Origin of the sequence: Streptomyces sp. NPDC001744 (assembly GCF_042892575.1) — a bacterium.
Classification (GTDB): Bacteria; Actinomycetota; Actinomycetes; order Streptomycetales; family Streptomycetaceae; genus Streptomyces.
In genome coordinates, this window is the sequence record NZ_JBIAUG010000003.1 from 345305 (window position 1) to 371567 (window position 26263).

Annotated in this window: 18 protein-coding genes and 1 pseudogene; 12 read left to right on the forward strand and 7 right to left on the reverse strand. The window is 70.2% G+C overall.

All coding sequences use genetic code 11. From position 1 onward, the window contains the following. Positions 1-116: 116 nt before the first annotated feature. The 3 genes from ACFYZY_RS05970 to ACFYZY_RS05980 all read left to right on the forward strand — a co-directional run bounded on the left by ACFYZY_RS05970 (position 117) and on the right by ACFYZY_RS05980 (position 2303). Positions 117-1115, forward strand: coding sequence for a Rieske 2Fe-2S domain-containing protein (locus ACFYZY_RS05970; RefSeq protein ID WP_388689911.1), 999 nt, complete (start codon positions 117-119; stop codon positions 1113-1115). Positions 1116-1173: 58 nt separating this feature from the next. Then, on the forward strand, positions 1174-1719 hold the full coding sequence (locus ACFYZY_RS05975; RefSeq protein WP_388689912.1) for a DUF1360 domain-containing protein: 546 nt from the start codon (positions 1174-1176) through the stop codon (positions 1717-1719). 125 nt (positions 1720-1844) lie between these two features. Next, positions 1845-2303: a hypothetical protein gene (locus ACFYZY_RS05980; RefSeq protein ID WP_388689914.1), complete on the forward strand. Its 459-nt coding sequence runs from the start codon at positions 1845-1847 to the stop codon at positions 2301-2303. A 31-nt stretch (positions 2304-2334) separates the two neighbouring features. Here ACFYZY_RS05980 and ACFYZY_RS05985 read toward each other — a convergent pair whose 3' ends face one another. Then, entirely contained in the window at positions 2335-2769 is a 435-nt protein-coding gene (locus ACFYZY_RS05985) for a hypothetical protein (RefSeq protein WP_388689915.1), read from the reverse strand. Then, on the reverse strand, positions 2766-4496 hold the full coding sequence (gene ctaD / locus ACFYZY_RS05990; protein WP_388689917.1) for a cytochrome c oxidase subunit I: 1731 nt from the start codon (positions 4494-4496) through the stop codon (positions 2766-2768). The genes ACFYZY_RS05985 and ctaD overlap by 4 nt, the downstream gene beginning before the upstream one ends. A 377-nt stretch (positions 4497-4873) precedes the next feature. Between ctaD and ACFYZY_RS05995 the strand changes: the two genes are divergently transcribed. Together ACFYZY_RS05995 and ACFYZY_RS06000 are read left to right on the forward strand one after the other, a co-directional pair. Continuing rightward, a complete protein-coding gene (locus ACFYZY_RS05995; protein WP_388689918.1) occupies positions 4874-5329 on the forward strand; it encodes an SPW repeat protein in 456 nt (151 codons plus the stop codon). 265 nt (positions 5330-5594) lie between these two features. Then, entirely contained in the window at positions 5595-7109 is a 1515-nt protein-coding gene (locus ACFYZY_RS06000) for a right-handed parallel beta-helix repeat-containing protein (protein ID WP_388689920.1), read from the forward strand. A 256-nt stretch (positions 7110-7365) separates the two neighbouring features. On the opposite strand, the gene ACFYZY_RS06005 is transcribed toward ACFYZY_RS06000, so the two are convergent. Together ACFYZY_RS06005 and ACFYZY_RS06010 are read right to left on the reverse strand one after the other, a co-directional pair. Continuing rightward, positions 7366-7860 (reverse strand): hypothetical protein, encoded by a 495-nt coding sequence (locus ACFYZY_RS06005; RefSeq protein ID WP_388689921.1) that lies wholly within the window; start codon positions 7858-7860, stop codon positions 7366-7368. Positions 7861-8264: 404 nt separating this feature from the next. Next, positions 8265-9143: a helix-turn-helix transcriptional regulator gene (locus ACFYZY_RS06010; RefSeq protein WP_388689922.1), complete on the reverse strand. Its 879-nt coding sequence runs from the start codon at positions 9141-9143 to the stop codon at positions 8265-8267. A gap of 210 nt (positions 9144-9353) precedes the next feature. Here ACFYZY_RS06010 and ACFYZY_RS06015 point away from each other — a divergent pair, with 210 nt between their 5' ends. Genes ACFYZY_RS06015 through ACFYZY_RS06040 form a run of 6 tightly spaced genes read left to right on the forward strand, consistent with a single transcriptional unit; the run spans position 9354 to position 14188 of the window. Beyond that, entirely contained in the window at positions 9354-10370 is a 1017-nt protein-coding gene (locus tag ACFYZY_RS06015; protein ID WP_388689924.1) for a zinc-dependent alcohol dehydrogenase family protein, read from the forward strand. A gap of 28 nt (positions 10371-10398) precedes the next feature. Further along, entirely contained in the window at positions 10399-10809 is a 411-nt protein-coding gene (locus ACFYZY_RS06020) for a cupin domain-containing protein (RefSeq protein WP_388689926.1), read from the forward strand. A 57-nt stretch (positions 10810-10866) separates the two neighbouring features. Beyond that, positions 10867-11532 (forward strand): SDR family NAD(P)-dependent oxidoreductase, encoded by a 666-nt coding sequence (locus tag ACFYZY_RS06025; protein ID WP_388689928.1) that lies wholly within the window; start codon positions 10867-10869, stop codon positions 11530-11532. Between the two features lie 19 nt (positions 11533-11551). After that, positions 11552-12085 carry a cyclophilin-like fold protein gene (locus ACFYZY_RS06030; RefSeq protein ID WP_388689930.1) on the forward strand — a complete coding sequence of 178 codons (534 nt, stop codon included), beginning with the start codon at positions 11552-11554 and terminating at the stop codon, positions 12083-12085. Between the two features lie 26 nt (positions 12086-12111). Further along, a complete protein-coding gene (locus ACFYZY_RS06035; protein WP_388689932.1) occupies positions 12112-13368 on the forward strand; it encodes an MFS transporter in 1257 nt (418 codons plus the stop codon). Positions 13369-13420: 52 nt separating this feature from the next. Beyond that, positions 13421-14188, forward strand: a complete 768-nt coding sequence (locus ACFYZY_RS06040) for an SDR family NAD(P)-dependent oxidoreductase (RefSeq protein ID WP_388689934.1) — start codon at positions 13421-13423, stop codon at positions 14186-14188. A gap of 114 nt (positions 14189-14302) precedes the next feature. On the opposite strand, the pseudogene ACFYZY_RS06045 reads toward ACFYZY_RS06040, so the two are convergent. From ACFYZY_RS06045 to ACFYZY_RS06055, 3 genes and pseudogenes are all read right to left on the reverse strand, one after another. Beyond that, positions 14303-15048: pseudogene (locus ACFYZY_RS06045) on the reverse strand (transposase family protein). A 129-nt stretch (positions 15049-15177) separates the two neighbouring features. Next, entirely contained in the window at positions 15178-15528 is a 351-nt protein-coding gene (locus ACFYZY_RS06050) for a hypothetical protein (protein ID WP_388689936.1), read from the reverse strand. After that, the gene (locus tag ACFYZY_RS06055; protein ID WP_388689937.1) at positions 15528-24305 is read right to left on the reverse strand and encodes a SpvB/TcaC N-terminal domain-containing protein; all 8778 of its coding nucleotides are present in this window, start codon (positions 24303-24305) and stop codon (positions 15528-15530) included. The genes ACFYZY_RS06050 and ACFYZY_RS06055 overlap by 1 nt, the downstream gene beginning before the upstream one ends. Before the next feature lie 526 nt (positions 24306-24831). Between ACFYZY_RS06055 and ACFYZY_RS06060 the strand changes: the two genes are divergently transcribed. Beyond that, on the forward strand, positions 24832-26199 hold the full coding sequence (locus ACFYZY_RS06060) for an MFS transporter (protein WP_388689939.1): 1368 nt from the start codon (positions 24832-24834) through the stop codon (positions 26197-26199). The last annotated feature ends 64 nt before the right edge of the window (positions 26200-26263 follow it).

The window sequence follows — 26263 nt, forward strand, 5'->3', positions numbered from 1 at the left end:
GCCCGGAGACGGCCCGCCGCTCCGGTTCCGGGGCGGCGGGCCGCGTACGGCGGGGTGCGCGGCGGGGAACGGAATCCGGACCGTTTCGCCGGTGATCGAGCGGTTAGAGGCGGTTCATGACTCATGAGCCGGAACTCGACGGTCGTGTCCTCGGGAACGAGACCGTACGGCGGGCGCTGAAACGCGTCCTGCCGTCGGTGTCCGGTCCCGGCCGGATTCTCCGGGGCATGGACCGGCTGGAACGCGCCGCCGTGCTCGACGGCTGCGCCGAACGCCTCCGCGACGCGGTCCGCGCGCTCCCTCTGGGACGCGGGCGGGACGCGCTGCACGGGCGCGGGCTGGGCCATCCCGTCCACCCGGTGATGGTGCAGGTGCCGATCGGCGCCTGGTTCTCGGCGGCGGTGCTCGACGCGGTGCCGGGGCAGCGGCGGGCGGCGGGCACGCTGATCGGCGTGGGGCTCGTGGCGGCGGCCCCCGCGGCCGTCGCGGGCTGGGTCGACTGGGCGGAACTGCAGCGCCGTCAGGCGCGGGTCGGGCTGGTGCACGCGGCGGCGAACATCACGGGAGTGGCGCTGTACACGGGCTCCCTGGCCGCTCGGGTACGGGGCCGGGCCGCCCTGGGCAAGGCCCTGGGGTTCGCCGGGCTGACCGCCGTCGGCCTGGGCGGGGCGATCGGCGGACACCTGGCCTACCGGCAGGGAGCGGGCGTCAACCACACCGCGTCCGTCCCGGACCTGGTGGAACCGGGCTGGCACGGGATCGGGGAGATCACGGACCTCCCGCCCGGACGAGCGGTACGGCGCCACGTCGGTGACGTGCCCGTCCTGGTCGTCCGCGAGGACGCCGACCGCGTGCACGTCCTGGCGGACACGTGCAGCCACGCCGCCGGCCCCCTGTCCGGGGGCACGATCGAGGACGGCTGTGTGCGCTGCCCGTGGCACGGCAGCGTCTTCCGCCTGGAGGACGGGTGGAACGCGGGCGGTCCCGCCACGGCCCCCCAGCCCGTCTTCGACACCCGTGTCACCGGCGGCCGGGTCGAGGCGAGGCTGCGCTCCCCCGAGACCGGGGACGCCACCGGGACCGGGGACGCCGCCCCTTCCCGCGACGAGACGTGACACCTCCGTCGTACGCATGGGACCGGATCACCACCCCTACTCGACGGAGACCGTTGCCGTGACCCCCGAAACATCCAGGAAGACCACTCCCCTGCGACGGGCCGGGGAGGCGCTCCGGCGCGTGGGCAGGGCCTACGCGCCGGAGGAGGAGCGCCGACTCGGCGGGCACCTCGGAGCCGTCGTCGCCTTCGGCGCGTACACGGCCGCCTGGGGCGTGGCGGCCGGCGCGCGCCGGGTCCGGCTCCCGGACCGTCACGATCCCCTGGACGTCGTGATGACGGCGGCGGCCGTGTTCCGGCTGGGGCGGCTGCTCAGCAAGGGGTCCGTCACCAGCCCCCTCCGGGCCCCCTTCACGCGCTACGAGTCGGCGACGGGCCCCGCCGAGGTGAGCGAGAGCCCCCGGGGAGGAGCCTTCCGTTCGACCGTGGGCGAGCTGGCCACCTGCCCTTTCTGCCTGAGCGTCTGGCTGGCGGCCACCTTCACCGGCGCCCGTCTGCTGTGGCCGGGCGCCACGCGCACCGTGACGGGCGGTCTGGCCGCCCTGGCGGTCGCCGACACCCTGCAGCTGGGCTACGACTGCCTGCTGCAGAAGAACGCCGAGTGAGGCGGCCCCCGGTGGACGCCGGGTGAGGCCGACTCCGGCGGACGCGTGACGGCCGGAGCGAGTGGGGCCGGGTGAGATGGGTAGTCGCACGCGGCCCTGTCCCGCTCCGGAAAAGAGGAGAGACCATGGCGATCGACATCGACCGGGGAGCGGCCTTCCGCGCCCCGGACCGGGCGCACGTAATGCGCCAGGGGATCCACGACCAGATCCTGGGCCTGTTGATGCTGCTGGCCTCCGTCGTTCTGCTGCTCTTCCCCATGGCCACGCAGGACGGCTCCAAGGACGCCCAGGTGAACGAGCTGATCGTGGGGCTCGTCGTCGCCTTCGCCGCGGGTGCGCGCGTGTACCGCGGCGGAGGCGTGCGGTCCGACGCGCTGGTGGGCCTCGCGGGCGTGTGGCTGATCCTCTCGCCGTTCGTCCTCGACACCCGGAACACCGCCGTCCCCACGGCGAGCCGCACGCTCGACATCGTGATCGGGAGCGTTCTGGTCGTCCTGAGCCTGGTGTCCGCAGCGGTCTGGTGGCTGGACCGCACGCGCCGGACGGCCCGGGGAGCGCACCGGAAGACTCCTCGGGCGGCGTGACCCGCGTCCGCGATCCCGCGGGTCAATACGCCTAGAGCACGTCCCGGACCAGGAACGACACCACGACCGTCATCGTTCCGGCCACGCCCAGGACCGTGGCGACCAGCCGGCGGCGCAGACGTTCGTAGCGGCCGCCGTACTCGTGCCGGAGTTCCTCCGCGCGCGCGACGGCGTCCTCGAACATCCGGCGCCGCACGGCGAGGTGTTCCCGCGCGAACGCGCGGGCGACCTCCGACCGCTCCTGGGGTCCCAGCCACGGGAACCGGCGGGCGAAGGCGGCACCGGCCTCCGTGGCCTCGGTGCCGGCCCGCCGGGCGAGCAGGTACCCCTCGATCCGGGCGATGCCCTCGGCCGCCTCCACGGTCAGGGTCCGCGGGGTCTCCCGGCCGCCCGCGGCCGGTGCGGGAGCGTCACCGCCGGTGGGGTGCACGGCGCGGCGCGGCTCGCCGGGTCCGTACGCGGTCACGCGTTCCGTCCGGAGTCGGGACCGCCTTCGTGGGTGGCGGCGTCGGAGTCGTCGAACACGTCCCGCTTGTGCGTCTTGCCGTGGTCGAGCGCGGCCATGGCGGGATGGTTGAGGTCGAAGGCCGGGGACTCGGAGCGGATGCGCGGGAGGGTGACGAAGTTGTGCCGGGGCGGCGGGCAGGAGGTGGCCCACTCCAGGGAGCGGCTGAAGCCCCAGGGGTCGTCGACGGTGATCCTCGGCGCGGTCCTGGCCGTCTTCCAGACGTTGTAGAAGAACGGCAGGGTGGACGTGCCCAGGAGGAAGGCGCCGATGGAGGACACCGTGTTCAGGGCGGTGAAGCCGTCGGCGTCCAGGTAGTCGGCGTAGCGGCGGGGCATCCCCTCGGCACCGAGCCAGTGCTGGACGAGGAAGGTGCCGTGGAAACCGACGAAGAGCGTCCAGAAGTGGATCTTCCCCAGGCGCTCGTCGAGCATCGTGCCGGTCATCTTGGGCCACCAGAAGTAGAACCCGGCGAACATCGCGAAGACGACCGTGCCGAAGACGACGTAGTGGAAGTGGGCCACGACGAAGTAGCTGTCCGTGACGTGGAAGTCCATCGGCGGCGAGGCCAGGATGATCCCGGTCAGCCCGCCGAACAGGAAGGTCACGAGGAAGCCGATCGACCACAGCATGGGGGTCTCGAAGGAGAGCGAACCCTTCCACATCGTGCCGATCCAGTTGAAGAACTTCACCCCCGTCGGAACCGCGATCAGGAAGGTCATGAAGGAGAAGAACGGCAGCAGCACCGCACCGGTGGCGAACATGTGGTGCGCCCAGACGGTCACCGACAGGCCGGCGATGGCGATGGTGGCACCGACGAGGCCGATGTACCCGAAGGTCGGCTTGCGGGAGAAGACGGGCAGGATCTCGGTGACGATCCCGAAGAACGGCAGCGCGATGATGTAGACCTCGGGGTGCCCGAAGAACCAGAAGAGGTGCTGCCACAGCAGCGCCCCGCCGTTGGCCGGGTCGAAGACGTGCGCGCCGAACTTGCGGTCCGCCTCGAGCGCGAACAGGGCCGCGGCCAGGACGGGGAACGCGAACAGCACCAGCACCGACGTCAGCAGGACGTTCCAGGTGAAGATCGGCATCCGGAACATCGTCATTCCCGGGGCGCGCATGCAGATGATCGTGGCGATGAAGTTGACCGCTCCCAGGATCGTGCCGAAACCGGCGAACGCCAGCCCCATGATCCACATGTCGCCGCCCACGTACGGTGTGCGCTCCCCGCCGCTGAGCGGCGCGTAGGCGGTCCAGCCGAAGTCCGCCGTTCCCTGCGGGGTGAAGATCCCCGCGAAGGCGATCAGTCCGCCGAAGAGGAACAGCCAGTACGAGAACATGTTCAGCCGCGGGAAGGCGACGTCGGGCGAGCCGATCTGCAACGGCATGATCGCGTTGGCGAAGCCGGCGAACGTCGGGGTGGCGAAGAGCAGCAGCATCACCGTCCCGTGCAGCGTGAACACCTGGTTGTACTGTTCCGGCGAGATGATCTGCAGGCCCGGCCGCGCCAGCTCCGCCCGGAGCACGAGCGCCAGCAGGCCCCCCAGCAGGAAGAACACGAACGACGTGATCAGGTAGAGGTGCCCGATCTTCTTGTGGTCGGTCGTCGTCAGCCAGTCCACGACGATCGCCCCCCGCCCTCTCTTCTTCACGGGTACGAGGGTGGGTGGCTCCGTGGAGACGGCCATGAGAACTCCCGGCAAGGAATCAGGTGAACACACAGGGGTGGGGCGACCATAAAACCGACCATTCCCGGCAAACAGCAAGAACACGGGTGATCAGTCCAAACCACCTCCCCTGCGGGCCGTGACCTGCGGTTTTCTCGACCCCGCCCCCAGGAAGCACCCGAACGGCGGGCATGAGGGCGGCCCGCCGCACGCCCCTGGAAGAGACACGGGCGCCCCGTCCCGTGGCGCGACGCGACCGCGCCGGACCCCGCCGGAACCGCCCCGGTACGGGCGGCCCGTACGAACAGCCCAGCAAGCAACACGAATACACCCATTTGCGTACTTATCATGCTTTTATGGGTAAGAGACGTATAAGCATCCCTCTCCCGGAGGCCATCATGGCGTCAACCCATCGCGCACCCATCGAAGAGCACCCCGACCTGATGGACCTGCGCGCCCGGCACGACCGCGCCGCCGCCACCCCGCGGGCGCAGATGATCGAGGCCCTGGCCCTCCTCACCGGCCTCTACCTCGCCGCCTCCCCGTGGATAACCGGCTTCAACGGCTTCACCACCCTCGCCGTCACCAACCTCATCGCCGGCGTCGCCTACATGCTGCTGCTCGGCGGCCTCGGCAACTCCTACGAACGCACCCACTCCATGGCCTGGGCCGCCGCCGTCATCGGCGTCTGGACCTGTGTCGCCCCCTGGGTCGTCGCCGGTGACGTCGCCCACACCCGATCCATCACCAGCAACCTCATCACCGGCGCCCTCGCCACCCTCCTCGCCCTCGCCGCCGCGTCCGCCGCCCGCGACCACGCCGGGGGCCGGGAGCGTCGCTCCGACCGCCGCTGACACCGAGGAACCCACGGCACCGCCGGGAAGGCCCCCTTCCCGGCGGTGAACCATGTACGGACACCACGCGTTCCGGGCGCCGGGCGTTCCGGGCGGACGGCCCGACCCCCACGCCCTGCGGCCACACCTTTGAACGAACTCGTCCAAGAGGCAGTCAATCAACCATCGGGCGATCGAAATTCGATCAATCGACAAAGGTGCATTGACTCGATCATCGGCCACGCCTAGCTTCTGGCGGCACCAGACCCCAGAAGGGCGTGACGTCATGGTCATCGAAACTTTCCGAGGACGGCGGGTGAGGGCCCGAGGGCTCGCCACCACCGTTCTCGTCCTCGCTCTCACCGGCACCACCGCTCTCGCCGCCGTACCCGCTTCGGCCGCGGGAAGCACCACCTACGTGGACTGTTCCGCCCAAGCCGCCGGGGACGGCAGTTCGGCGTCACCGTTCAACAGCGTCGGCCAGGCCAACGGAAAGACGTACGGCCCGGGCGACACGCTCGCCTTCGCGTCCGGCACCACGTGCACCGGCACCCTCGCCCCCCGGGGCAGCGGCACCGCCACCGCCCCCGTCACCCTCACCGCCTACGGCACCGGCGCGCTGCCCGTGATCAACGGCAACGGCGGTGCCGACGTCGTCTCCTTCACCAACCAGGACCACTGGCGGATCAGCGACCTCAGGCTCACCAACCCGGCGTCCTCGCTCGCCCGCCGCACCGGCCTGCGGATCTCCGCCACCGACGGAACGGCGCACCGCGGTTTCGACGTCAGCGGCCTCGTCGTCGACCGGGTGGCCGGCCAGACGAACAAGAACAGCCCGACCACCGAGGACTTCGTCCAGTCCGCCGGCGTCGTCACGGGCGCGAGCGGCACGAACTCGACCCTCCACGACATCCACGTCCACCACAACCAGGTCACCAACACGGGTGGCGGCGGGCTCAAGATCCGTGTCGGTTCCATGGCCGTCAAGGGTTCCGGCGTCCTGATCGAGCACAACGTCATCAAGGACGTCGGCGGCGACGGCATCATCGCCAGCTACGCCGACGCGCCCATGATCCAGTACAACAACGCCTCCGGCGTCGGCAACGGCGCGTACCCCTTCTCCGGCGGCAACTTCGCCGGCATATGGGTGCTCGGCGACCACAACCCGACCATCCAGAAGAACGCCGTGTACGGCATCACGCGGATGTCCGTGGCCGACAGCCAGGCGTTCGACTGCGACTGGGGCAACACCGGCACCTGCACGATCCAGTACAACTTCAGCCGCGACAACGTCGGCGGCTTCTTCCTCGACTGCGACGGGTGCGGCACCATCGGCGGCGCCGAGCAGATCATCCGCTACAACATCTCCGAGAACGACTGCCGCATGAGCAGCAACAGCGCGGGCCGCTCCGCGCTGCGCATGTACAACAACGTCCTCTACTGCACGGACAAGAAGTTCAACATCACGCTCCCCGACGAGAGCGTCGTCGAGAACAACATCTGGGTGGGCACCGCCGACTCCCGGCTCCCCACCGGCAGCGGCATCACGTGGCTGTGGAACGTCTTCCAGGGCGTACCGCGACCGACCGCCAACGGCATCGCCGGCGACCCTCAGTTCGTGAACCCCGGCACCGGGGGCGACATGATCGACTCAGCCGACGGCTACAAGCTGCGCTCCACCTCTCCCGCCCTGAACAACGGCTCCGTGATCAGCGGCAACGGAGGCCGCGACTACTGGGGGAACCCCGTGTCCACGACCACGAAGCCGCACCGGGGCGCGTACAACGGTCCGGGCCTGTGAGGCCGCGCGCCGAAAGCCCCGGATCCTGACGGCGCGTTCGTGAAACGCGCACTCGGGGTGACCCGTCGCCCCGCGGCGACCGTGTTTCCCTTCGGGGCCGTAGCGGAGCCCGAAGGGAAACACGGTCGCCGAAAGGAGGACGCCGGTGGGCGAGGCCCTGATGAAGACCGCGAAGCGGGCTGCTCGCGGTGCGGCACTCGCCCTCGGCCTGCGCGCCGTTGCGCGCTCTTGGCCGGGGCCATGGTGCCGAACCCGCTCAGTCGAAGCCGACCTCGGTGAAGCAGCAGCCCCCGCGCTCCGCATCGGACAGGACCTGGGCCGACGTGAACTGCGGGGCACGGCGGAAGTACTGGCGGAAACACGACGCGCGGAACTTCAGGTCGAACGCGTGACCCTGGATGTGCCATTGCGGCAGGTCCTGTCGGCCGTTGTCCGGCACCAGCCGGCGCACCTCGTCGATCTCCAGATCCGGGGGCGTGCCCTTGAAATCGAGGTCGCCCTCGAGGTCCCAGACGTCTTCGAAGACGAGCGTCGCAGGGGCGACCCAGAAGGAGAAGTTCTTCGCCGGCCGAACCGGGTGGACCCAGCGGACGATGTAGTCGAGGTCGAGCAGAAGCCGAGGCAGGATGTCATCGGTTTGCTGTACATACAAGGCGTGGACAGTGGCGTCGTGCCATCCCATCTCCTCGAAGTCGGCATCGCTCCAGACGCTCTTCGAGAGACCTGATGCCTGATGACTGCCGCTGTCCATGCCCGCATCCAACCAGGCCGTGGGCCTTCGGCTCGTCACGGGGTCGGCGGTGAACGTCGGCGTAACGAGGACCAGGCCGTGAGACCGGTTGTCCTCGGGTGGGAGGGCGGACCATGACGCCGATCGTCGCCCGGCGGATCATGGTCTCGGAACGAGCCGGACCCAAAGGAGGGGACGCCGGGCCGGCCGGTTCAGGTCAGGGCATCGAGTCCGGGGCCGGTGAGACCGGCCAGGACACTCCGGCGGCCGCTGACGGCGAGGAGCGGACAGAGCGCGGGTCCCGTCACGGGCGGGACGGTGCCGGTCGTGAATCCGGTGCTCGTCGCGGTGATCGCTTGAGGGTGCCCTTCGTTTGACGACAGGCTCGGCGGCGCAACAAGGGCAGGCACCTCTGGTCGGAGCCGTCAGTTGCCGGCGTGTGGTGCGGGTGTCTGGAGCGTGGCGGACCAGGAGGCGAGCAGGCGCAGTCCCTCTTCGGAGGGGGAGGCGGGTTCGGCGGTGTAGATGGTGAGGGTGAGGCCGGGTGCTGCGGTCATCTCCAGTCCTTCGTAGGCGAGGGTGAGGTCGCCGACGGCCGTGTGGTGGAAGCGTTTGGTGCCGGTGCCGTGGTGGCGGACGTTGTGGGCGCCCCAGCGGGTGCGGAATTCGTTGCTGCGGGTGGACAGTTCGCCGACGAGGTCGTGGAGGTCCTTGTCGTGGGGGTTGCGGCCGGCTTCGGTGCGCAGGATGGCCACGGCGATGTCGGCGGCCTGGTCCCAGTCGGGGTAGAAGCGGCGGGAGGCGGGGTCGAGGAACTGGAAGCGGGCCAGGTTGGCCTGGTTGCCGGGCGTGGCGTAGACGTCGTCGTAGAAGGCGCGGGCGAGCGGGTTGCCGGCGAGCAGGTCCATGCGGCCGTTGCGGACGAAGGCCGGACCGGCGGTGACGGCGTCCAGGACCCATTGCAGGCTGCGGTGCGCCTTCCACTGTGCGGTGCGGCGTCGGGGGCGGGTGAGGGCGTCGGAGCCGTCGGCGGCCTGGGCCAGGTTCAGCAGGTGGGCGCGTTCGGCGTCGTCGAGCTGGAGGGCGCGCGCGACGGCGTCGAGGACGGCCGGGGAGACGCCGGCGAGGTTGCCGCGCTCCAGCTTGGCGTAGTACTCCACGCTGACATCGGCGAGTGCGGCGACCTCGCTGCGACGCAGGCCCGGCACCCGCCGACGGCTTCCGGAGGGGAGGCCGGCCTGCTCGGGAGTGATCTTGGCTCGCCGCGAGGTCAGGAACTCACGGACCTCTGCTTGGTTGTCCACGCCTTCGACGATACGTCCTGCCCGCGCCCATAGGGATGTACTGGTGGTACACCCCTTGATGGTGTCTCGCTCCCCGCGCGAAGAGCGGGTTACCTGGATGACGTGGTGCTTTTCGCCCGGTCGTCATGACGGGTCTTGCACCTGGCCCTGCATTCGGCGACGACCCGGCATCCGGGTTCGCACGCCTCGGCACGCGAAGGAAGTTCTCTCATGCGCGGCGCAGTCATTCACGCCCCCGGCGATGTCCGCTTCGAGTCCCTGGACGACCCGAAGCTGCTTCACCCCACCGATGCGATCATCCGTACGGCGGTGACCTGCGTGTGCGGCTCCGACCTGTGGCCCTACCGCGGCGCCGAGCCGGTCGGCGACCCGCACCCGATGGGCCACGAGTACGTCGGCTTCGTGGAGGAGGTCGGCTCCGGGGTCACCTCGGTCAAGCCGGGCCAGTTCGTCGTCGGCTCCTTCGCCACCTCGGACAACACCTGCGCGAACTGTCGCAACGGCTTCCAGTCGAACTGCCTGCACCGCGAGTTCATGTCCACCTGCCAGGCGGACTACGTGCGCATCCCCCACGCCCAGGGCACCCTGGTCGCCACCGACGACGTGCCGGGCGAGGAGTTCTGGCCGGGTCTGCTGGCCGTGTCCGACGTGATGGGCACCGGCTGGTGGGCCGCCGACGCCGCCGAGGTGAGGCCCGGCTCGACCGCCGTGGTCGTGGGAGACGGCGCGGTCGGTCTGTGCGGTGTGATCGCGGCGAAGGAGATGGGCGCGGAACGGATCATCGCGATGTCCCGCCACGCGTCCCGGCAGAAGCTCGCCCGGGAGTTCGGGGCCACCGACATCGTCACCGAACGCGGCGAGGAAGGCGTGGCCCGGATCAAGGAGATGACCGGCGGCATCGGCGCCGACTCCGTACTGGAGTGCGTCGGCACCGCCCAGGCCATGAGCCAGGCCCTGCGCTCCGCCCGGCCCGGCGGCAACGTCGGCTTCGTCGGCGTCCCCCACGACGTCGCCGTCGACGGGCAGGAGCTGTTCTTCTCCCACGTCGGCCTGCGCGGCGGCCCCGCCCCCGTACGCCGCTACCTGCCCGACCTCATCGACCGCGTCCTGACGGGCCGGATCGACCCGGGGAAGGTCTTCGACCTCACCCTGCCCCTGGAGCAGGTCGCCGAGGGCTACCAGGCGATGGACGAGCGCCGCGCCGTCAAGACCCTCCTCACGCCCTGACCCCCACCCGCTCGCACAAGGAGCGACCGTGCAGATCACCCGCAGCTCGATCGACACCGTCAAGGGCCCGGCCGACTGGTTCACCGGCGACGTCTACATCGACCCCGTCGCCGCCGCTCCGGCCCCGTCCCGGGTCACCGCCAGCCTGGTGCACTTCATGCCCGGGGCGCGCACCCACTGGCACCGCCACCCGCTGGGGCAGACCGTCTTCGTCACTGAAGGCGTCGGCCTGTGCCAGCGCCGGGGCGGCCCGGTCGAGGTCATCCGGCCCGGCGACCGCGTGCTGTTCGAGGCCGACGAGGAGCACTGGCACGGCGCGGCGCCGAACCGGCTGATGGTCCACGTGGCCATCAACGAGGGCGATCACGACCACGACGTCGTGCACTGGCTGGAGCCCGTCACCGGCGACGAATACACCGCCGCCCCGGCCGCCGACTGACACCGCGACGGCCCGGCCCCTGCTTCCGCACCCCGTCCACACGTCGAAAGGCTCATCGTGACCACGTTCGCCCTGGTTGGTGCCGGCCCCGGACTGGAGCTGGCCGCCGCCCGCCGGTTCGGCGCGGCAGGCCACCACGTCGCCCTCATCTCCCGCAACGCGGATGGTCTGAACACCCTCGCGGACGACCCGGGCGGTGACGGCATCCGGGCGCGCGGCTTCAGCGCCGACGTCCTCGCCCCTTCCTCCCTTGCTGCGGCCTTGGACACGGCGGCCAAGGAGCTGGGGCCGATCGAGATCCTCCAGTTCAGCCCCGTGCCCCGCGGCGACTTCATGAAGCCGGTCCTGCAAACGACCGCCGCCGACCTGGAGGACCCGCTGGCCTTCTCCGTCAGGGGTCCGGTGACCTGCGTGCAGGCCGTCCTGCCCGGGATGCGGAAGCTGGGCCGGGGCACGCCGCTGTTCGTCAACGGCGGAAGCGCCGTACGCCCGAACCCCCAGGTGGCCGGCGCCTCGGTCGCGTTCGCCGCCGAGAGCGCGTACGCGGCGATGCTCCACGACGCCCTCGCGCCGCAGAACATCCACGCCGCCCAGCTGATCGTCCCCGGCGCGATCCGCCCCGACGCCGAACACTCCAGCCCGAAGGCGCTGGCCGAGCGCCTGTACGCCATCCACACCGACCGCGGCGCCTTCCGGCACTACGCCGAGCCCATGCCCGCGTGACGCGTCTCGGGACCTGCTCGTGAACCCTGCGATCCGCCGTGCTCCGGTCCGCTCCGCGTCGGCAGCCGCCCTGCTGATGGCCGTGACCGCCTGCTCCGGCAACACCCAGGAGCACGCCCCGGCCGGCACGGCGCCGGCGTCCGCGGGGCAGCAGACGACGGCCTCCACCCCGCCATCCCCCTCCCCGAGGAGCACCCCCATGGAGACGAAGGTCAGGGTCACCCTCGACGGCCGTGACGTCGAGGCCACCTTGAACACCAGCCCCGCCGCCCGCGACTTCACCGAGCTGCTGCCGCTCACCCTGGACCTGGAGGACTTCCACAGCACGGAGCGGGTCGCCGGCCTGCCACGCAAGCTGGACACCTCCGGCGCCCCCGAACCGGCCGCGGCCAAGGCCGGCGACATCGCCTACTACGCCCCCTGGGGCAACCTGGCCCTCTTCTACAGGGACGGGCCCGCGCCTTCCGCCGACCTGCTCGTCCTCGGCCACCTCGATGTCCAAGCCGACCAGCTCGGCCGGGCCACCCGCATCACCGTCGAAGCCACCTCCTGACCCCCTTGAGGAAGAGAAGCACCCCTATGCCTTCCGCAGCCGACACCCCAGCGGGCAAGCTGCCCCTCGTCGTGTGGGTGCTCGCCGCCGGCACGTTCCTGATGGGCACCACCGAGTTCGTCATCGCCGGACTGCTCCCGCAGATCGCCGGCGATCTCGGCACCGGCGTCTCCCACGCCGGCCTGCTGATCACCGCCTTCGCGATCGGCATGATCGTCGGTGGGCCGACCATGGCCCTGGCCACGCTGCGCCTGCCCCACCGCCTGACCCTCGTCGCGGCCCTGACGGTCTTCGCCCTCGGGCACGTCGTCGCCGCGCTCAGCTCCTCCTTCACCGTCGTCCTGGCCGCCCGGGTGATCACCGCGCTGGCCACCGGCGCGTTCTGGGCCGTCGGCTTCGTCATCGTCACCGCCGCCGCCGGCCCTGCCCGCGCCACCCGGGCCGTGGGCGTCATGATGGGCGGCCTGACCCTGGCCAACGTGATCGGCGTGCCGATCGGCTCCCTCGTCGGCCAGTACACCGGCTGGCGCGGTCCCTTCTGGGCCCTTGCCGTCCTTGCCGCCCTCGCGGCCGTGTTCGTCGGCCGCTTCCTCCCCGCCACGCAGCAGCGCGCCGAGGTGTCGGTGCGGGCCGAGGTCCGCGCCCTGCGGCAGGGCCGGCTGTGGCTGGCCCTGGCCACCGCCGTCCTGATCATGGGCGGGGTCCTGGCCACCTACACCTACATCGCCCCGCTGCTGACCGACCGCGCCGGTGTTCCGGCCGGGGCCGTCCCGCTGGTCCTGATCGTCTTCGGGCTCGGCGCCCTGGGCGGCACCGCGATCGGCGGCCGGCTCGGCGACCGCCGCCCCATGGCCACCACCATCACCGCCGCCACCGTGACCGCCCTGGCCCTCTTCCTGCTGATCCCGCTGTCGACCGGGCCCGTCACCGCCGTCGCCCTGGTCTTCCTCATGGCTCTGGCCGGGTTCACCGTCAACCCCGTCGTCACCTCCCTCGCCGTCCGCTTCGCCGGCGACGCCCCCACCCTCGCCTCGGCGCTGACCACCTCCGCCTACAACACCGGCATCGCCGCCGGCTCCGCCCTCGCCGCAACGGCCCTGGACTCCTCCCTCGGCCTGAGCGGACCGGTCCTGGTCGGCGCCGTCTCCGCCACCTTCACCCTCCTGCCGCTCATCGCCCTCGCCCTCACCGGCACCCGGCGCCAGGCCCGGATTGTCGCCCGGCGCACCACCCCGGTCCCCGTGCAAGGCGACGGGAGGGCGCCGGTGTCCTCCCCCCACTGAACCCACGTCACCGTCCGCCCCCACCCCCACCTCTCGACGGGAGCAGCACGACATGAACCCCTCCTACGACTTCACCGGCCAGGTCGCCTTCGTCACCGGCGCCTCCTCCGGCATGGGACTGGCCGCCGCCCGCGCCTTCGCCGAAGCCGGCGCCGCAGTCGGCCTCGCCGACATCGACGAGGCGGCCGTCACCACGGCGGCGAAGGAACTCACCGACGCCGGCCACAAGGCCCTCGCCCTGGTCTGCGACGTCACCGACGAGGACCAGGTCGCCACCGCCGTCGACCGCACCGCGGGAGCCTTCGGACGGCTCGACATGGCTTACAACAACGCCGGGATCATGCCCCCGCCCACCGACGCCGCCGACGAGAGCGCCGAACAGTTCGACCGTGTCCAGAGCATCAACCTGCGCGGCATCTGGGCGAGCATGAAGCACGAACTGCGCCACATGCGGGACCAGGGCAGCGGCACCATCGTCAACTGCTCCTCCCTCGGCGGCCTCGTCGGCAACCCCGGGCGCGCCGCCTACCACGCCACCAAGCACGGCGTGATCGGGATGACCAAGAGCGCCGCCCTCGAATACGGCTCCCGTGGCGTCCGTATCAACGCCGTCTGCCCCGGCACCATCGCCACCCCCATGGTCGACACCATGGTCGCCAAGGGCGAACTCGACCGCGGTCAGGCCGAAGCCGGCCAGGCCATCGACCGGCTCGGCACCGCCGACGAGATCGCCCAGGCCGTCCTGTGGCTGTGCAGCGACGGTGCCAGCTACGTCACCGGCATCGCGCTCCCCGTCGACGGCGGCTACACCGCCCAGTAACAAACCTCAAGCCGACGAGTCGTCCTCATCCAGCCCCACTGCGTCCGGGGCGCTCAGCGGGCGCAGGGCGCCGGCGGCCGGGATGGAAACCGTGGAACTGAGCCTTTTCCCACCTCACGCTGACGCGTGGTGAGAGACGAGAACGGCCTGGACGATCGCGGTGATGCGATTGGTGCCGCAGCGGAGCTTCCGCAGAAGGCGCCGCCCCTTCAGAGGGGCCATGGCCTGCTCGCCGAGGCAGCGGATCTTGGCGTGCCTGCTGTTGTGCCGACGCTGCCACCACGTGAGGCGACGGCCTCGGAACGGGGCGCGGACGGGGTGGCCGACTCCCTGGTACGCCTTGTCCGCCCAGCACTTCGGCTCGGCCGCGGCGAGCGCGTCGATGACCCCGTGGGTCCGTGCGGCGGTCGGACCGTGGACGGAACCGGGCAGGGCGGGTGACGTCCGCGGCAGCCGTCCGAACGGATCGGTGAGGACTTGGACGTTCATGCCGTGGCGCTTGTGTTTCCCGGAGCAGTACGGGATGCCGGCGGCGATCCGGCCGATCGGCAGGAGGGTGCCGTCCAGGATCACGAACGCCTTGGTCCGGATGGTCTTCATCGCCTCGGTCAGGGTCGGGGCGAGGGCGGCCAGGACGTCGATGACCTCGCGTACGCGGCGATAGACGGTCGCGATGCCGATGCGGAACCCGGCGGCGAGCCGGGCACAGGTACCGCCGCATCGCAGGCGAGCAGGGCCTGTCGGTCCGTGGGCAGACGCCGCCGGCGCGTTCCGGCCTCCCGCCGCCGGGCACGCAGTCGAGCGCTCGAATAGCACAGGGTGCGGCTGGACAGATCAATCGACGACGGGTGGACAAACACGCGAAGCTCCTGGCGGGGCTTGGTGGAACTTGGCCGTGACACCTCCTGCCAGGAGCTTCATCGCGCTGCGGAGCTGCCCAAGTGACGGACACCGCCGGCAGGTCGGAAACAGCCCACGGCCTGGGACCGTTAAAGATCCGACGCGCCACGCACGAAAGACCTGATGTCGTCGAGTGCATCCTCTGCACGACCCCCCAATATGGGATCGTCGAGCAATCCTTCGAGGCAATCGACTACATCGGCACTCACCGCTTGATGAATTCTTCCGATGTGCCCCATGCAAGTTACAGCCAGAGCCCTGACTTGATCGTCAGCTTCAGGGGAAATCTGACGGAGCAATATGACTTCAACCGCCCTACGGTCTGGATCGTCATACGTCAACGCCAGCAGGGCCGTGGTGGCCAGCCTGGTGTCCGAGCCCTCAAGGTCAGACACCATGGCTGCCCGCCAATCCTCCAGCTCCTCTTGTTCGTGATTCATCACGGCACCTTGATCCGCCCTGCCTTGATGCCCTTGCGTAGGGCGGTCTGCGCTTTTGCCATACCTGGTTCCGTAGCCACATCGGTTCGAACGTGCCCGTGGTAAATCTCGTTAGTTCCATCAGGCCTAGTACAGCCGCAGGGGACTTCGCCGGTTCGGTCCAGAATCACAGTGTCTCCATTGGAAGGGTCAACCCCGACCCGGCGTGGAGAAGTGGGCTTGATCTGAACCGAGTTGTCCAGCGCTCCCTGCCCGTCCCGAGGCTCAGCGCTATTTTCACCACGGGAACTGCCTCGCGCCTCAGAACCGTGCTTTCCACCCGCCTTATACACCTGATCGCCACAGTTGTGAACAAGTACCGGCGTAGCCCCCGCCAGCACATAGTACGTGTGCAGATCGTCGACCGTAAGGTTATGGACCCGCTTGTGCTGGGTCCACGCGCGGACGGCGCTCACCTGGACGTAGGAGCCGTTGCCGGTCTGCAGAAGCGTTCCGGGAACGATCTCCTTGGCATAGACCCACTTGCCGAGCTCGGGCGCCCAGAACGGGTGATTGTCCGTCGCGACGACTTTGCCCGAATCTCCGCCGGGGTTGATGACGGTGACCTCGACCAGGTTCTTCTCGCCCTCACCGGTGATGAGCGCGGTGACCGTGCGTGGGCCGGTTTTCCCGGTCACCGGGTCGGTGGCGATGACCTCGTCGCCGGTGCGCACCTGCTCTATGGCTCTGTCATTGCCGCCGGCCATCACAACCCTGGTGTCCGGGGTGAAGCTGTTGCCTGTACCGCAGCTCCCTGCCCCGCTGTCGGCCGGTTTCGGTGCGGGCTGGCTGTCCGCCGCCTTCGGTACGGGTGCGGTGTCGGCGGCCTTGGCCGTCGTCGCCGCGTCGCCGGCGTTGTTGGCGGTCTTGGCGGCTTGTGTGGCGTCGAGTGCCTTGTTGCCGTACTTGGCGGCGTTCGCCGCGTAGCCCGCGCCCGGGATGGCCGAGGCGGCGGAGAGGCCGGCGTTGACGTAGTCGCCTTCCGCGGCGTACCAGCCGGCGTTGGCCAGGTCGGCGGCCTCGCCGACGACCGGGACCATGCCGACGACGTCGAGCGAGGTGTGGCCGATCGTCTTCCAGGACGGCATCTTCGGCCACTTGCCGGTCGGGTCGGTGAGCTTGACCGGGTTGTTGTGGGTGTAGGTGTAGGCGGCGAGGTTGCGCGGCTCGGCGATGCCGCCCGCCATGTCGCCGTCGAGGTAGTCGGGCAGCGCCGGGTCGGTGCTCGCCCAGAGCTGGGTCCGTGGGTTGTAGTAGCGGGCTCCGTAGTAGTAGAGCCCGGTCTCCGCGTCGAGTTCCTTGCCGGTGAACTGGTAGGGCGTGTCCGCCTGTCCGGTCCGTTCCTCCACCCAGGTCTCCCCGTACGGGAAGTACTCCAGGTGCTCGGTGACCTTGCCCTGCTTGTCGGTGACGTAGCCGGAGGAGCCGATGTGGTCGGCGTGGAAGAACTGCTGAGCGTCCTCGGGGCCGGTGGTGGCGACGGTCTTGGTCGTGACACGGCTGTCGCCGACGAAGACGTGCTTGTAGCCGGTGGTGTCGCGTTCGCTGTAGTAGCGGTTCGGGTAGAGCGAGAGCCCGTCGTCGCTGCGCTTGACGACCCGGTCGCCCTTGTCGTCGTAGACGTAGGAGACGGTGGCGCCGGCGCAGCCGCTCGGGTCCTGCGTGAGGGTGCCGGTCGCCGTGTCCTGGGTGCAGACGAGGCGGTTCTCCTCGTCCCAGACGTACTGCCGGCGCTTGTCGGCGGCGGCCGTGTTGACCGTGCCGGTCAGGTTGCCGTTGGCGTCGTAGGCGTGGCCGACCGGACCGACCTCGGTCGGGGCGTGCGGACGGGTGCCGTCGTACGCGTACCCGTACGCGTAGGTGGTCCGGTCCTGGACGTCGATCGGGTTGGACGGGTCGTCGACCGGTTCGATCGGTCCGGCCGCGCCGCCTCCGACGGGGAAGGCCGGGGTGCCGCCGGTGACCTCGTGGGTCTGCGACTTGCTCGTGGTGTTGTGGATCGAGTCGTAGCCCAGGCTCAGGGTGTACGTGTTGACCGCGTTGTTCTTGTCGGTGTACCGGCCGGACGCGGAGGTGAGACGGTACTGGTCGTCGTATCCGTAGGTCTGGCTGCTCGGCCCTCCGATGTCCCCGCCCTGCGGCACGTTGTTCGCCAGCGAGGTGATGTTGCCGATCCTGTCGTACGTGTAGCCCAGGTCCTGGAAGGCGGTTCCGCCCGGTGCCGCGGACTTCAGTGCCGCGAGTCGGCGGTCCTCGGCGTCGTAGGTGTAGGTGGTGCGGACCCCGTTGCCGGTCTGCTGGAGGATCTTCTGGCCGAACTTGTCGTAGTCGATCCGGTCCAGGTACGTGTAGTCGGTGCCGTTCTTCGATCCGGTGGCCCGGCCGACCTGGCCGCCCGAGTCGTAGTCGTAGGTCAGGACCTCGCCGTCGGGGTAGGTCATCCGCAGCACACGGTTGAAGGCGTCGTAGCGCCAGGCGGTGGTGTAGGTGCGCGGTGCGTCGCGGAGCGCGGTGATCGTGCGGGTCTCCTCGATCACCTCGCCCAGCGCCCCGTAGGCGCGCCGCACGGTTCCCGCCGCGTCGTGGACCTGGGTGACGCGCGAGGCCGCGTTGTCCGGCGCGCCGGGGGCTCCGTACTCGTAGGAGACGTTGTTCTCCGGGAACGTCGGGTAGCGGATGGCCTTCAACCGCGAGTACTCGTAGTCGTACTCGACGGCCTCGGCCGCTGCCCGCAGGTTCGCGGTGATCTTCGAGGTGACGTTCCCGGCGAGGTCGTAGCGGGTCTCGGAGCGCCCGGCGTCCGGGCTGTCGAACGAGATCCGGCGTCCCAGTGCGTCGTAGCCGGCGCGCGTGACGTTGTTCTTGTCGTCGGTGATCGTCGTGATCTGGCCCATGGGGTCGTACGCGTAGCCGGTCCAGATCGTCGAGGAGCCGTTGAACTCCTTCACCGAGGTGGTGGCGCCCCGGACGTCGGTGTAGGTGCGGCGCTCCTTGCCGTTGCCGTCGGTCACCGTCCGCTCGAAGCGGGTCGTGCCCGCCCGGTCCTCGCCGAAGCCGTAATCGGTGCCGGTGGTGACGCCGTCCGGTTGCACGGTCCTGACCGACCGGTCCAGGACGTCGAAGGTTTCCTTCGTGGGGGCCACGGAGTCGAAGGAGGCGTTGAACGCGGTGTTCGCGGCACCCTTGGCCTCGGTCACCGGGTAGTACTTCTCCACGGCTCGGCCGAGGTGGTCGAACTTCAGCCGGCCGGAGACCGTCATGGCCTCGGTGGGCGCGTCCCCGGGCGAGGCGGACACCGAGGCGTCCTTCTTGGTCTGCAGGACTCGCTTGAGCCCGTCGGTGAAGGTGACGGTGTCGATGGTGTCCTCGCGTACGCCCGAGGCGGCACGGTCGAGGTGCTTGGTCGTGGCGTACGGGACGGCCGCCTCGGGGTGGTAGCCGAAGGTGATCGTGGCCCGGTCGCCGTCCTTCTCGTAGGGCCCGGTCACCTTGTCGAGCCGGCCCACGCTGTCGTAGGACATCCGGAGCGGCTGGCCGTTGTGGTCGGTGTTCAGCTCGGGCAGGCCGTACTTGAGGTTGTACGCCGTGGACGAGCGGTAGCCGAAGCTGTCCTCGACGGACTCGACGTGCACGCCGACGGTGGTGTCGTAGCCGTACTCCAGCTTGTAGCGCTGTCCCCTCGCGTTGGCCGGACCGGTCACCGATTTGAGGTTCCCGTCGGGGTGGTACGTCAGGTCGGTGACGGCCGGGGTGTCGTCGTCGAGGTACTCGCGCGTCTGGCTCACGGTGCCGGTCGCGCAGTCGACGGTGGCTTCGCGGTGGCGCAGGAGTGTGCCGGTGGCCGCGGCCTTCTGCCGTATCGCGTCGGCGATGCCGACGAGGTGCCGGTCGCGGCACTGCGTGTCGGAGCCGCTGTACGCGTAAACGGTCTCCAGGTCGTCCGCGGTCCCCTCGTCACCCGCGTCGAAGGTGCGGACGACGTTGCCGTACCCGTCGTAGGAGAGGTCGGTGAACGTGGACTTCCCCGCGGTGGCCGCGCCTTCGTAGTACTTGTCCTCGATGCGGGTGAGCTGCGGGAAGACGGTGGCGGTCCGGCTCTTCGGGTCGGCCTCCTCGCCCGTGGAGGTGTCGAGCAGCCGGTAGGTGTGGAGCGTCTCGCGGTACGGGCGGCCGGCGTCGTCCTTGGTCAGCGTGCGGGCGAGCAGGCCGCGGCTCACGTATCCGTCGGTGCGGTACTCGTCGGTCACCGTGCGGCGGACGGTGTCGTCCGCACGGGTGTCGCGGTCCTCGGTCACCACGCGGCCGAAGCCGAGGAACTCGCGCTCCAGCCGGTCGTAGCGCCCCTGCTCGTAGCGGTAGGTCGTGAGCCGGGTGTCGGCACCGTCGCCCGTGAGCCCGTCGAACACCGAGGTGCGGGACAGCACCCAACGGCTCTCCGGCATGGCGGCGGTGTTGCCCGACCGGGTGTAGTCCAGGTCGATCTGGGCGCCCATCGGACGCGACACCGAGCGCAGCAGGTTGGTGCGTCCGGCCTTGTTGACCGCGACCAGGAGTTCGTCGTCCCGGGTGGACTTGACGTGGTCGGCCAGGCCGTCGCCGTTGACGTCCCGCAGGCTGGTTTCGGCCCGGCTGATGCCGGTGGACGCGTTGGCACCGGGGTTGAAGACGAAGACGCCGACGGGAGTGGGCAGGCCGACGGTGAAGTAGACGCCCGCGCCGAGACTGGCGTTCTTGTCGACGGCGATCTGGGGGAAGCTGCCGCGGAAGGGGGCGGGCGCGGTGAAGCCGGTGCCGGTGTTGACCGCGACCTTGATCGGGTTGGTTCCGTCGGTGAACACCCGGTCGGTGAGGCCGTCGCCGTTGACGTCCGTCATGCTCGCGCTGGTGTACGAGGTGCCCAGCTCGGCGGACAGCCCGCCGGCGAAGCCGTAGCGGTCGACGTTGAACCCGAGGTTGACGCCGGCGTTGCGGGTGGACGCGTCGTTGATCGCTCCGGCCGGCCAGGGTTCGCGGGCGGCGAAGGAGTAGCCGAGGTTCAACTGGACGTCGCCGTTGGAGAACACCTTGTCCGGCAGTCCGTCCCCGTTGATGTCGAGCAGGTCGACGCGGACGTCGGACTCGCCGCCGCCCAGGCTGCCGCCGATGCCGAGCGACGGCTGGACCGAGCCGGTGGTGGCGGTGTTGGCGCTGGTGCCCGCGTCGGGTGCGGCCATGCCCAGGGCGCTGGCGATGGTGGCGGTCTCGCTGCCCGCGGAGAGCGACACGTTGCCGGAGACGTTGTCCGCCTCGCGGACGTTGCCGCCGAGGGTGCCGCGCGTGGCGCCGAGCGCGCCGGTCGTGTCGGAGAACTGGATCTCCTTGGCGCCCACGACGTCGGGGTAGCCGTCGCCGTTGAGGTCGAGGTAGTCGACCGAGCCCGCGGTGATCCCGCCGACCACGGTGCCGCCGAACGGGCCGGCCGCGAGCGTGGCCGACACCTGGCCGGTGACACCGCGGCGCATCACCGCCCGGTCGCCCGCCACGTCGGCGTCGGTGACGACGTCGATGGTGTCCGCGCCGAGGCGGGAGCTCGTCGCCATCGTGGCGGTGACCCAGGAGGACTCGTCCTGGGCGGCCCAGCCGCCCTTGGCGGGCACGGGGGCGAACACCGCGAGCCGCGGCATGGTGAGCCGGGGGTTCGCGGTGAACGCCGGGACGTCCGCCTCCTTGGGCTCCTTGGGAAGCGCGTCCTTGAAGCTCTGGTCCAGCGTGAGTTCGGCCTGCCTGAGCGGCTGGGTGGCGCGCTCGCGGTTGCCCTGGTAGCCGATCACGCCCCAGCCGCGGTAGGGCTGGGCGAAGGCACCCTGTCCGACGGAACCGTGCATGGCGCTGGGTGCGGGGGTGAAGACCGGCCAGCTGGACGTCACGTCGTAGGTGACCGACGCGGACTGGCCGGTGAGCGAGCCGAGCAGTCCGGTCTCCGTCGTGGAGTAGTCGATGTAGAGCTCGTCGCCGGCGGTGACCGGCACGGTCAGGTCCAGGTTCTGGCCACCGAAGTAGGTGTCCTTGGCCTTGAAGATCCGTTTGCCGAGCAGTTGCCCGCCGCGCTTCTTCACCGTGAACGCGATGGGGGCGTCACCGAGGAGACCGAAGTTGAGGGATATCTTCGGCCGCACCTTCATCTGGCCGGTCTTGGTCGCCTTGTAGGTCTGCTGCGGCGCGGTGAGGGTGTCCGCCGGGAACATGGTCATGTCGTACGGCGGGGTGATCACCAGAGTGGGATCGCCCTTGGCGTCGACGACCGACTCGACTCCCTGCGCGGCCGTGTAGTGCGCCTTCGGCGCCCAGCTCACCGCCGAGGGGTCGATCGGGGAGTCGGTCTTCAGCTTCCACGACATCTTCTCGAACATGCTGACCGGGATGCTCACGTCGATCGCTGTGGTGCCGGTCGACGCGGCGGGCAGGACCTTGCGGTACACCTCCGAGGGGGCGTGGACGCCGTTGCCCTTCTCGATCACGACGGTCACGTCGTCCGAGGTCGCCTTGGACTTGACCACGTCACCGGTGAGCCGCAGCGTGCCGTTCACCGGCACGGTCACCAGCGACGGCCTGCCGCCGAAGGTGAAGTCCGCCGACGCGCGGAACACGGTGCTCGCCAGCCCGTTCACGTCCGTGCCGGCCGGCAGGTCGGTGTAGGTGATCGCCGGGTCCCACGCCACGGTGTCGTACTTGCCGTCCAGGATGGACTGGGTGCGGAAGTACAGCGCGTCGCCCTTCTTCACCGGAATCGACGCCACATTGCCCGGGGTGAACGCGGTGTGGTCGTCGGGGCCGATCCGCTGCGCCCAGAGTTCGGCGTCCTTGTGCTGGATGGTGACCCGCACGCCGTCGGCCTTGGTGTAGGCCGCCCGCGCCGGCGAGGGGTCCTGGGTCAGCTGCACGTTGCCGTCCACGCGGACGGTGCCGTCGAACGGCGCGACCCAGCGGCGCACCGTGTCGAGGAGCGGCGAGTTGTCCACCTGCTGGTTGAACTGGGCGGTCTGATCACCGACGATCTCGCCGGTCACCGCGCCGCCCCCGATCGGCACCGGGGTGCGGGTGGAGTCCGCGCTGTAGGCGGGTTGCCCCTGGGCGTCCAGGTAGCCGAAGAGCACGCCGCCGTTGTTCACCAGGTCGGTGATGCCGTCGCCGTTGACGTCGCTGAAGAACCGGTCCGAGGTGGTCGTGGTGCCCACGAAGTCCAGCTGGGCCGAGGTGGTGAGGACGTACGACTCGACGCCGATGGTGCCGGACAGCGTGCGCTCGGTCGAGATCCCCGGAAGGCCGGTGAGCTTGATCGGCGTGTCGCCGAACTTCGGCTCGCCTCCTGGTCCGGCCAGGTTGGGCCGGTAGAACACATCCTTGTTCTTGCGGAACACCTTGTCCGGAAGGTTGTCGCCGTTCACATCGGCCAGAGTCGACAGGCCGTCGGACTGGCCCGCGCTGAATCCGACCTTCAGCCCGACGGAACCCTCCTTGGTCAGCAGCCCCTGCACGTTGTAGCCCGCGAACAGGTGCGCGCCGAAGTTGGCCGACGTGTTCGCCGAGATCGTGCTGGCCTCGCCTTCGCGGATGTTCACTCCGAGGTCGTCGTCCGGCACCGACCAACCCGCCGCGTCGGCGAAGGCGTTGTAGTTGCCCGACGGGTCGCGCACGTCGTCGAAGTAGTCGAACGTGTGGGTGTTGAACAGCTGGTTGCTCTCGCTGAACTGCGACACCGAGGTGAGCAGCGTCTTGGCGAACGCGCCGGTCCGGTAGTTCAGCTCGTAGGCGCGGATCAGCCGGTCGTCCAGCTTGACCTCGACGCGCCGCAGCAGGTCGGCGGTGACCTTCTTGAACCCGTACCTGGCGTCGATCCGCACGTCCGTCCGGCGGGGCTCGCCGCGCTCGCGGTCCCGGACGAACGTCACCGAGTACTTGCCGTCGGTGTCGCCGCGGCCGGTGTAGGTGATCTTCTGCGGGTACAGCTCGCTGCCCGGCACCGCGGAGTTCACCGTGCCGCCGTCGGCCACCTTGGCGTACCGGTAGCGCAGGACGTTGTCGTTGCCGTCACGGACCTCCCGTGCCGCCCAGGTGGCGACGCGGCCCTTGCCGTCGGCCAGCGTGCTGTCGGCCGTGCCGCCGAAGAGCGTGCGGACACCCTGCTTGTCGGTGACCTCCCACCAGTAGTTCGCGGGGCTGTCGCCGTGGCGCACGATCCGGTCGAACGAGCCTTCCACCCGGGAGTGGAACACCTTCTCCGGCGTCCGCGCCTGCAATGCGCCCCGGTGCGCCACCGGAGTCAGCTGCTCGCCGTTGAGCAGGTACGTCTCGGTCTCGAGGCCGGTGTCGTAGCGCGGCACGCCCCACCGCGTGTCGACCGTGATCATCGGAGTGGTGAGGTCCCACCCGGCACCGAGCCACCCGTTCGCCCCCGACGAGTTGTAGGCGAGGGCCAGGCTCGGCTCCAGGCCCGCGCGCCCCTTCGGTACCTCCAGCGGGTACGACAGCCGCGCGTCGCCGCTGTTGTTCGCCGCGGGCGCCTCGATCAGATTCACCCCGGAGCCGGGGTCGGCCGCCTTGATGTCCTTGATCTGGTTCGGGTTGAACGACGTGCCCTCCGGACCCTCCGGCCCGGTGACCGCCGACCCGGCGTCCGGTACCGCCGCGGCAACGCCGCGCAGCAGTTCGGGCGAGGTCATCCCGGACATGGTGAGCACCATGGCCAGAATGATGATCACGGCCGTTCGGCCGCGGACCACGCGATGGACCGTCATCAAAGAGCCCCCATACCGCCGGACGTCCCCGAAGCACGAGTCGTCCGGCGACCCCCGCCCCCCTTGCGCTACCGAACAGTAGTTTGCGGGTCGGGCCGTTCGTACAGGCTTTCCGGACAAGACCCGGCCCGTGTGGTCACGATCCGGCAACGGGAGTTCTGGTCGGTGCGAGGGGGCGATCGTCCGGTGAAGCTCCCCACGACCCCGACCTTCGTCATCGCCCACCTCCTCGTCGGCGAACGCGTCGACTCCTCCGACACGCAGAAGCCAACGCATGGCCCGGGTCGGGATGCAACCTGGGATCGGCGACAGGGGCGGCGCCCGGCGGCCGGCTTCCGGCCCTCCGAAAGACCCGCGAGGGACTCGCATGGCGGCCGAGCGCACCCACCCGGCTTGAACTATGGTGTCCCACCACATACGCCCCTGACCTGCTGCTTCCTACGGTGTGGCGACACGAAAACGTCCCCGTACCCGCCTGGAAGTGGTGCACATGGCCGCCGCAGCTCCCTCCCCCACACCACCCAACTCCCTCAAGAGGATCGTCGCCGCCAGCCTCATCGGGACCACCATCGAGTGGTACGACTTCTTCCTGTACGGGTCCGCCGCCGCGCTCGTGTTCAACAAGCTCTTCTTCCCCGAGTCCGACCCGCTGGTGGGGACCCTGCTGTCCTTCCTGACGTACGCCGTCGGGTTCGCCGCCCGGCCGCTCGGGGCCCTGGTGTTCGGGCACTACGGCGACCGTCTGGGGCGGAAGAAACTGCTGGTGCTGAGCCTGCTCCTGATGGGCGGGGCGACGTTCGCCATCGGGCTGCTGCCCACGCACGCGACCGTCGGGTCCGCCGCCCCCGTGCTGCTGACCGTGCTGCGGCTCGTGCAGGGCTTCGCGCTCGGCGGCGAGTGGGGCGGGGCCGTCCTGCTCGTCTCCGAGCACGGGGACGCCCGGCGGCGCGGGTTCTGGGCCTCCTGGCCGCAGACCGGCGCGCCGGCCGGGCAGTTGCTCGCGACCGGTGTGCTGTCCGCGCTGACCGCGCTCCTCTCGGACGCCGCCTTCGCCTCGTGGGGCTGGCGCGTGCCGTTCCTGCTCTCCGGGGTCCTGGTGGTGGTCGGGATGTGGATCCGGCTCTCCGTCGACGAGTCGCCGGTCTTCAAGGCGGCGCTCGCCGCCGCCGAGGAGCGCAAGGCGGTCGCCGGGCAGGCCGAGAGGATGCCGCTCGTCGCGGTCCTGCGCCACCACTGGCGGGACGTGCTGATCGCGATGGGCGCCCGCATGGCGGAGAACATCTCGTACTACGTGATCACCGCGTTCATCCTCGTCTACGCGACCACCCAGGTCGGGCTCTCGAAGCAGACCGCCCTGAACGCCGTCCTCATCGGGTCCGCCGTCCACTTCGCGGTGATCCCCCTCTGGGGCGCGCTGTCCGACCGGCTCGGGCGCCGGCCGGTGTACCTGATCGGCGCGGTGGGCGTCGGGGCCTGGATGTTCCCCTTCTTCACGCTCATCGACCGGGGCACCTTCGGCAGCCTGCTGCTCGCCGTGACGGTCGGCCTGGTGCTGCACGGTGCGATGTACGCGCCGCAGGCGGCCTTCTTCTCCGAGATGTTCGCGACCCGGATGCGCTACTCCGGCGCCTCCATCGGCGCCCAGTTCTCCTCCGTCGCCGCCGGCGCGCCCGCCCCGCTCATCGCGACCGCGCTGCTCGCCGACCACGGCAGCTCGACCCCGATCGCCCTGTACGTGATCGCCGCCGCGCTGCTCACCGTCGTCGCCGTGGCCTGCGCCCGCGAGACCCGCGACCGCGACCTCGGCGAGATCGCCGAGCGGACCCCCGGGGACTCCCGCGTCGGCGCCGACGCCTGACCCGCCGGACGGTCGCGGAAGGGTCCCGGGCCCCGCTCGTGGTGAGCGGGGCCCGGGACCCTTC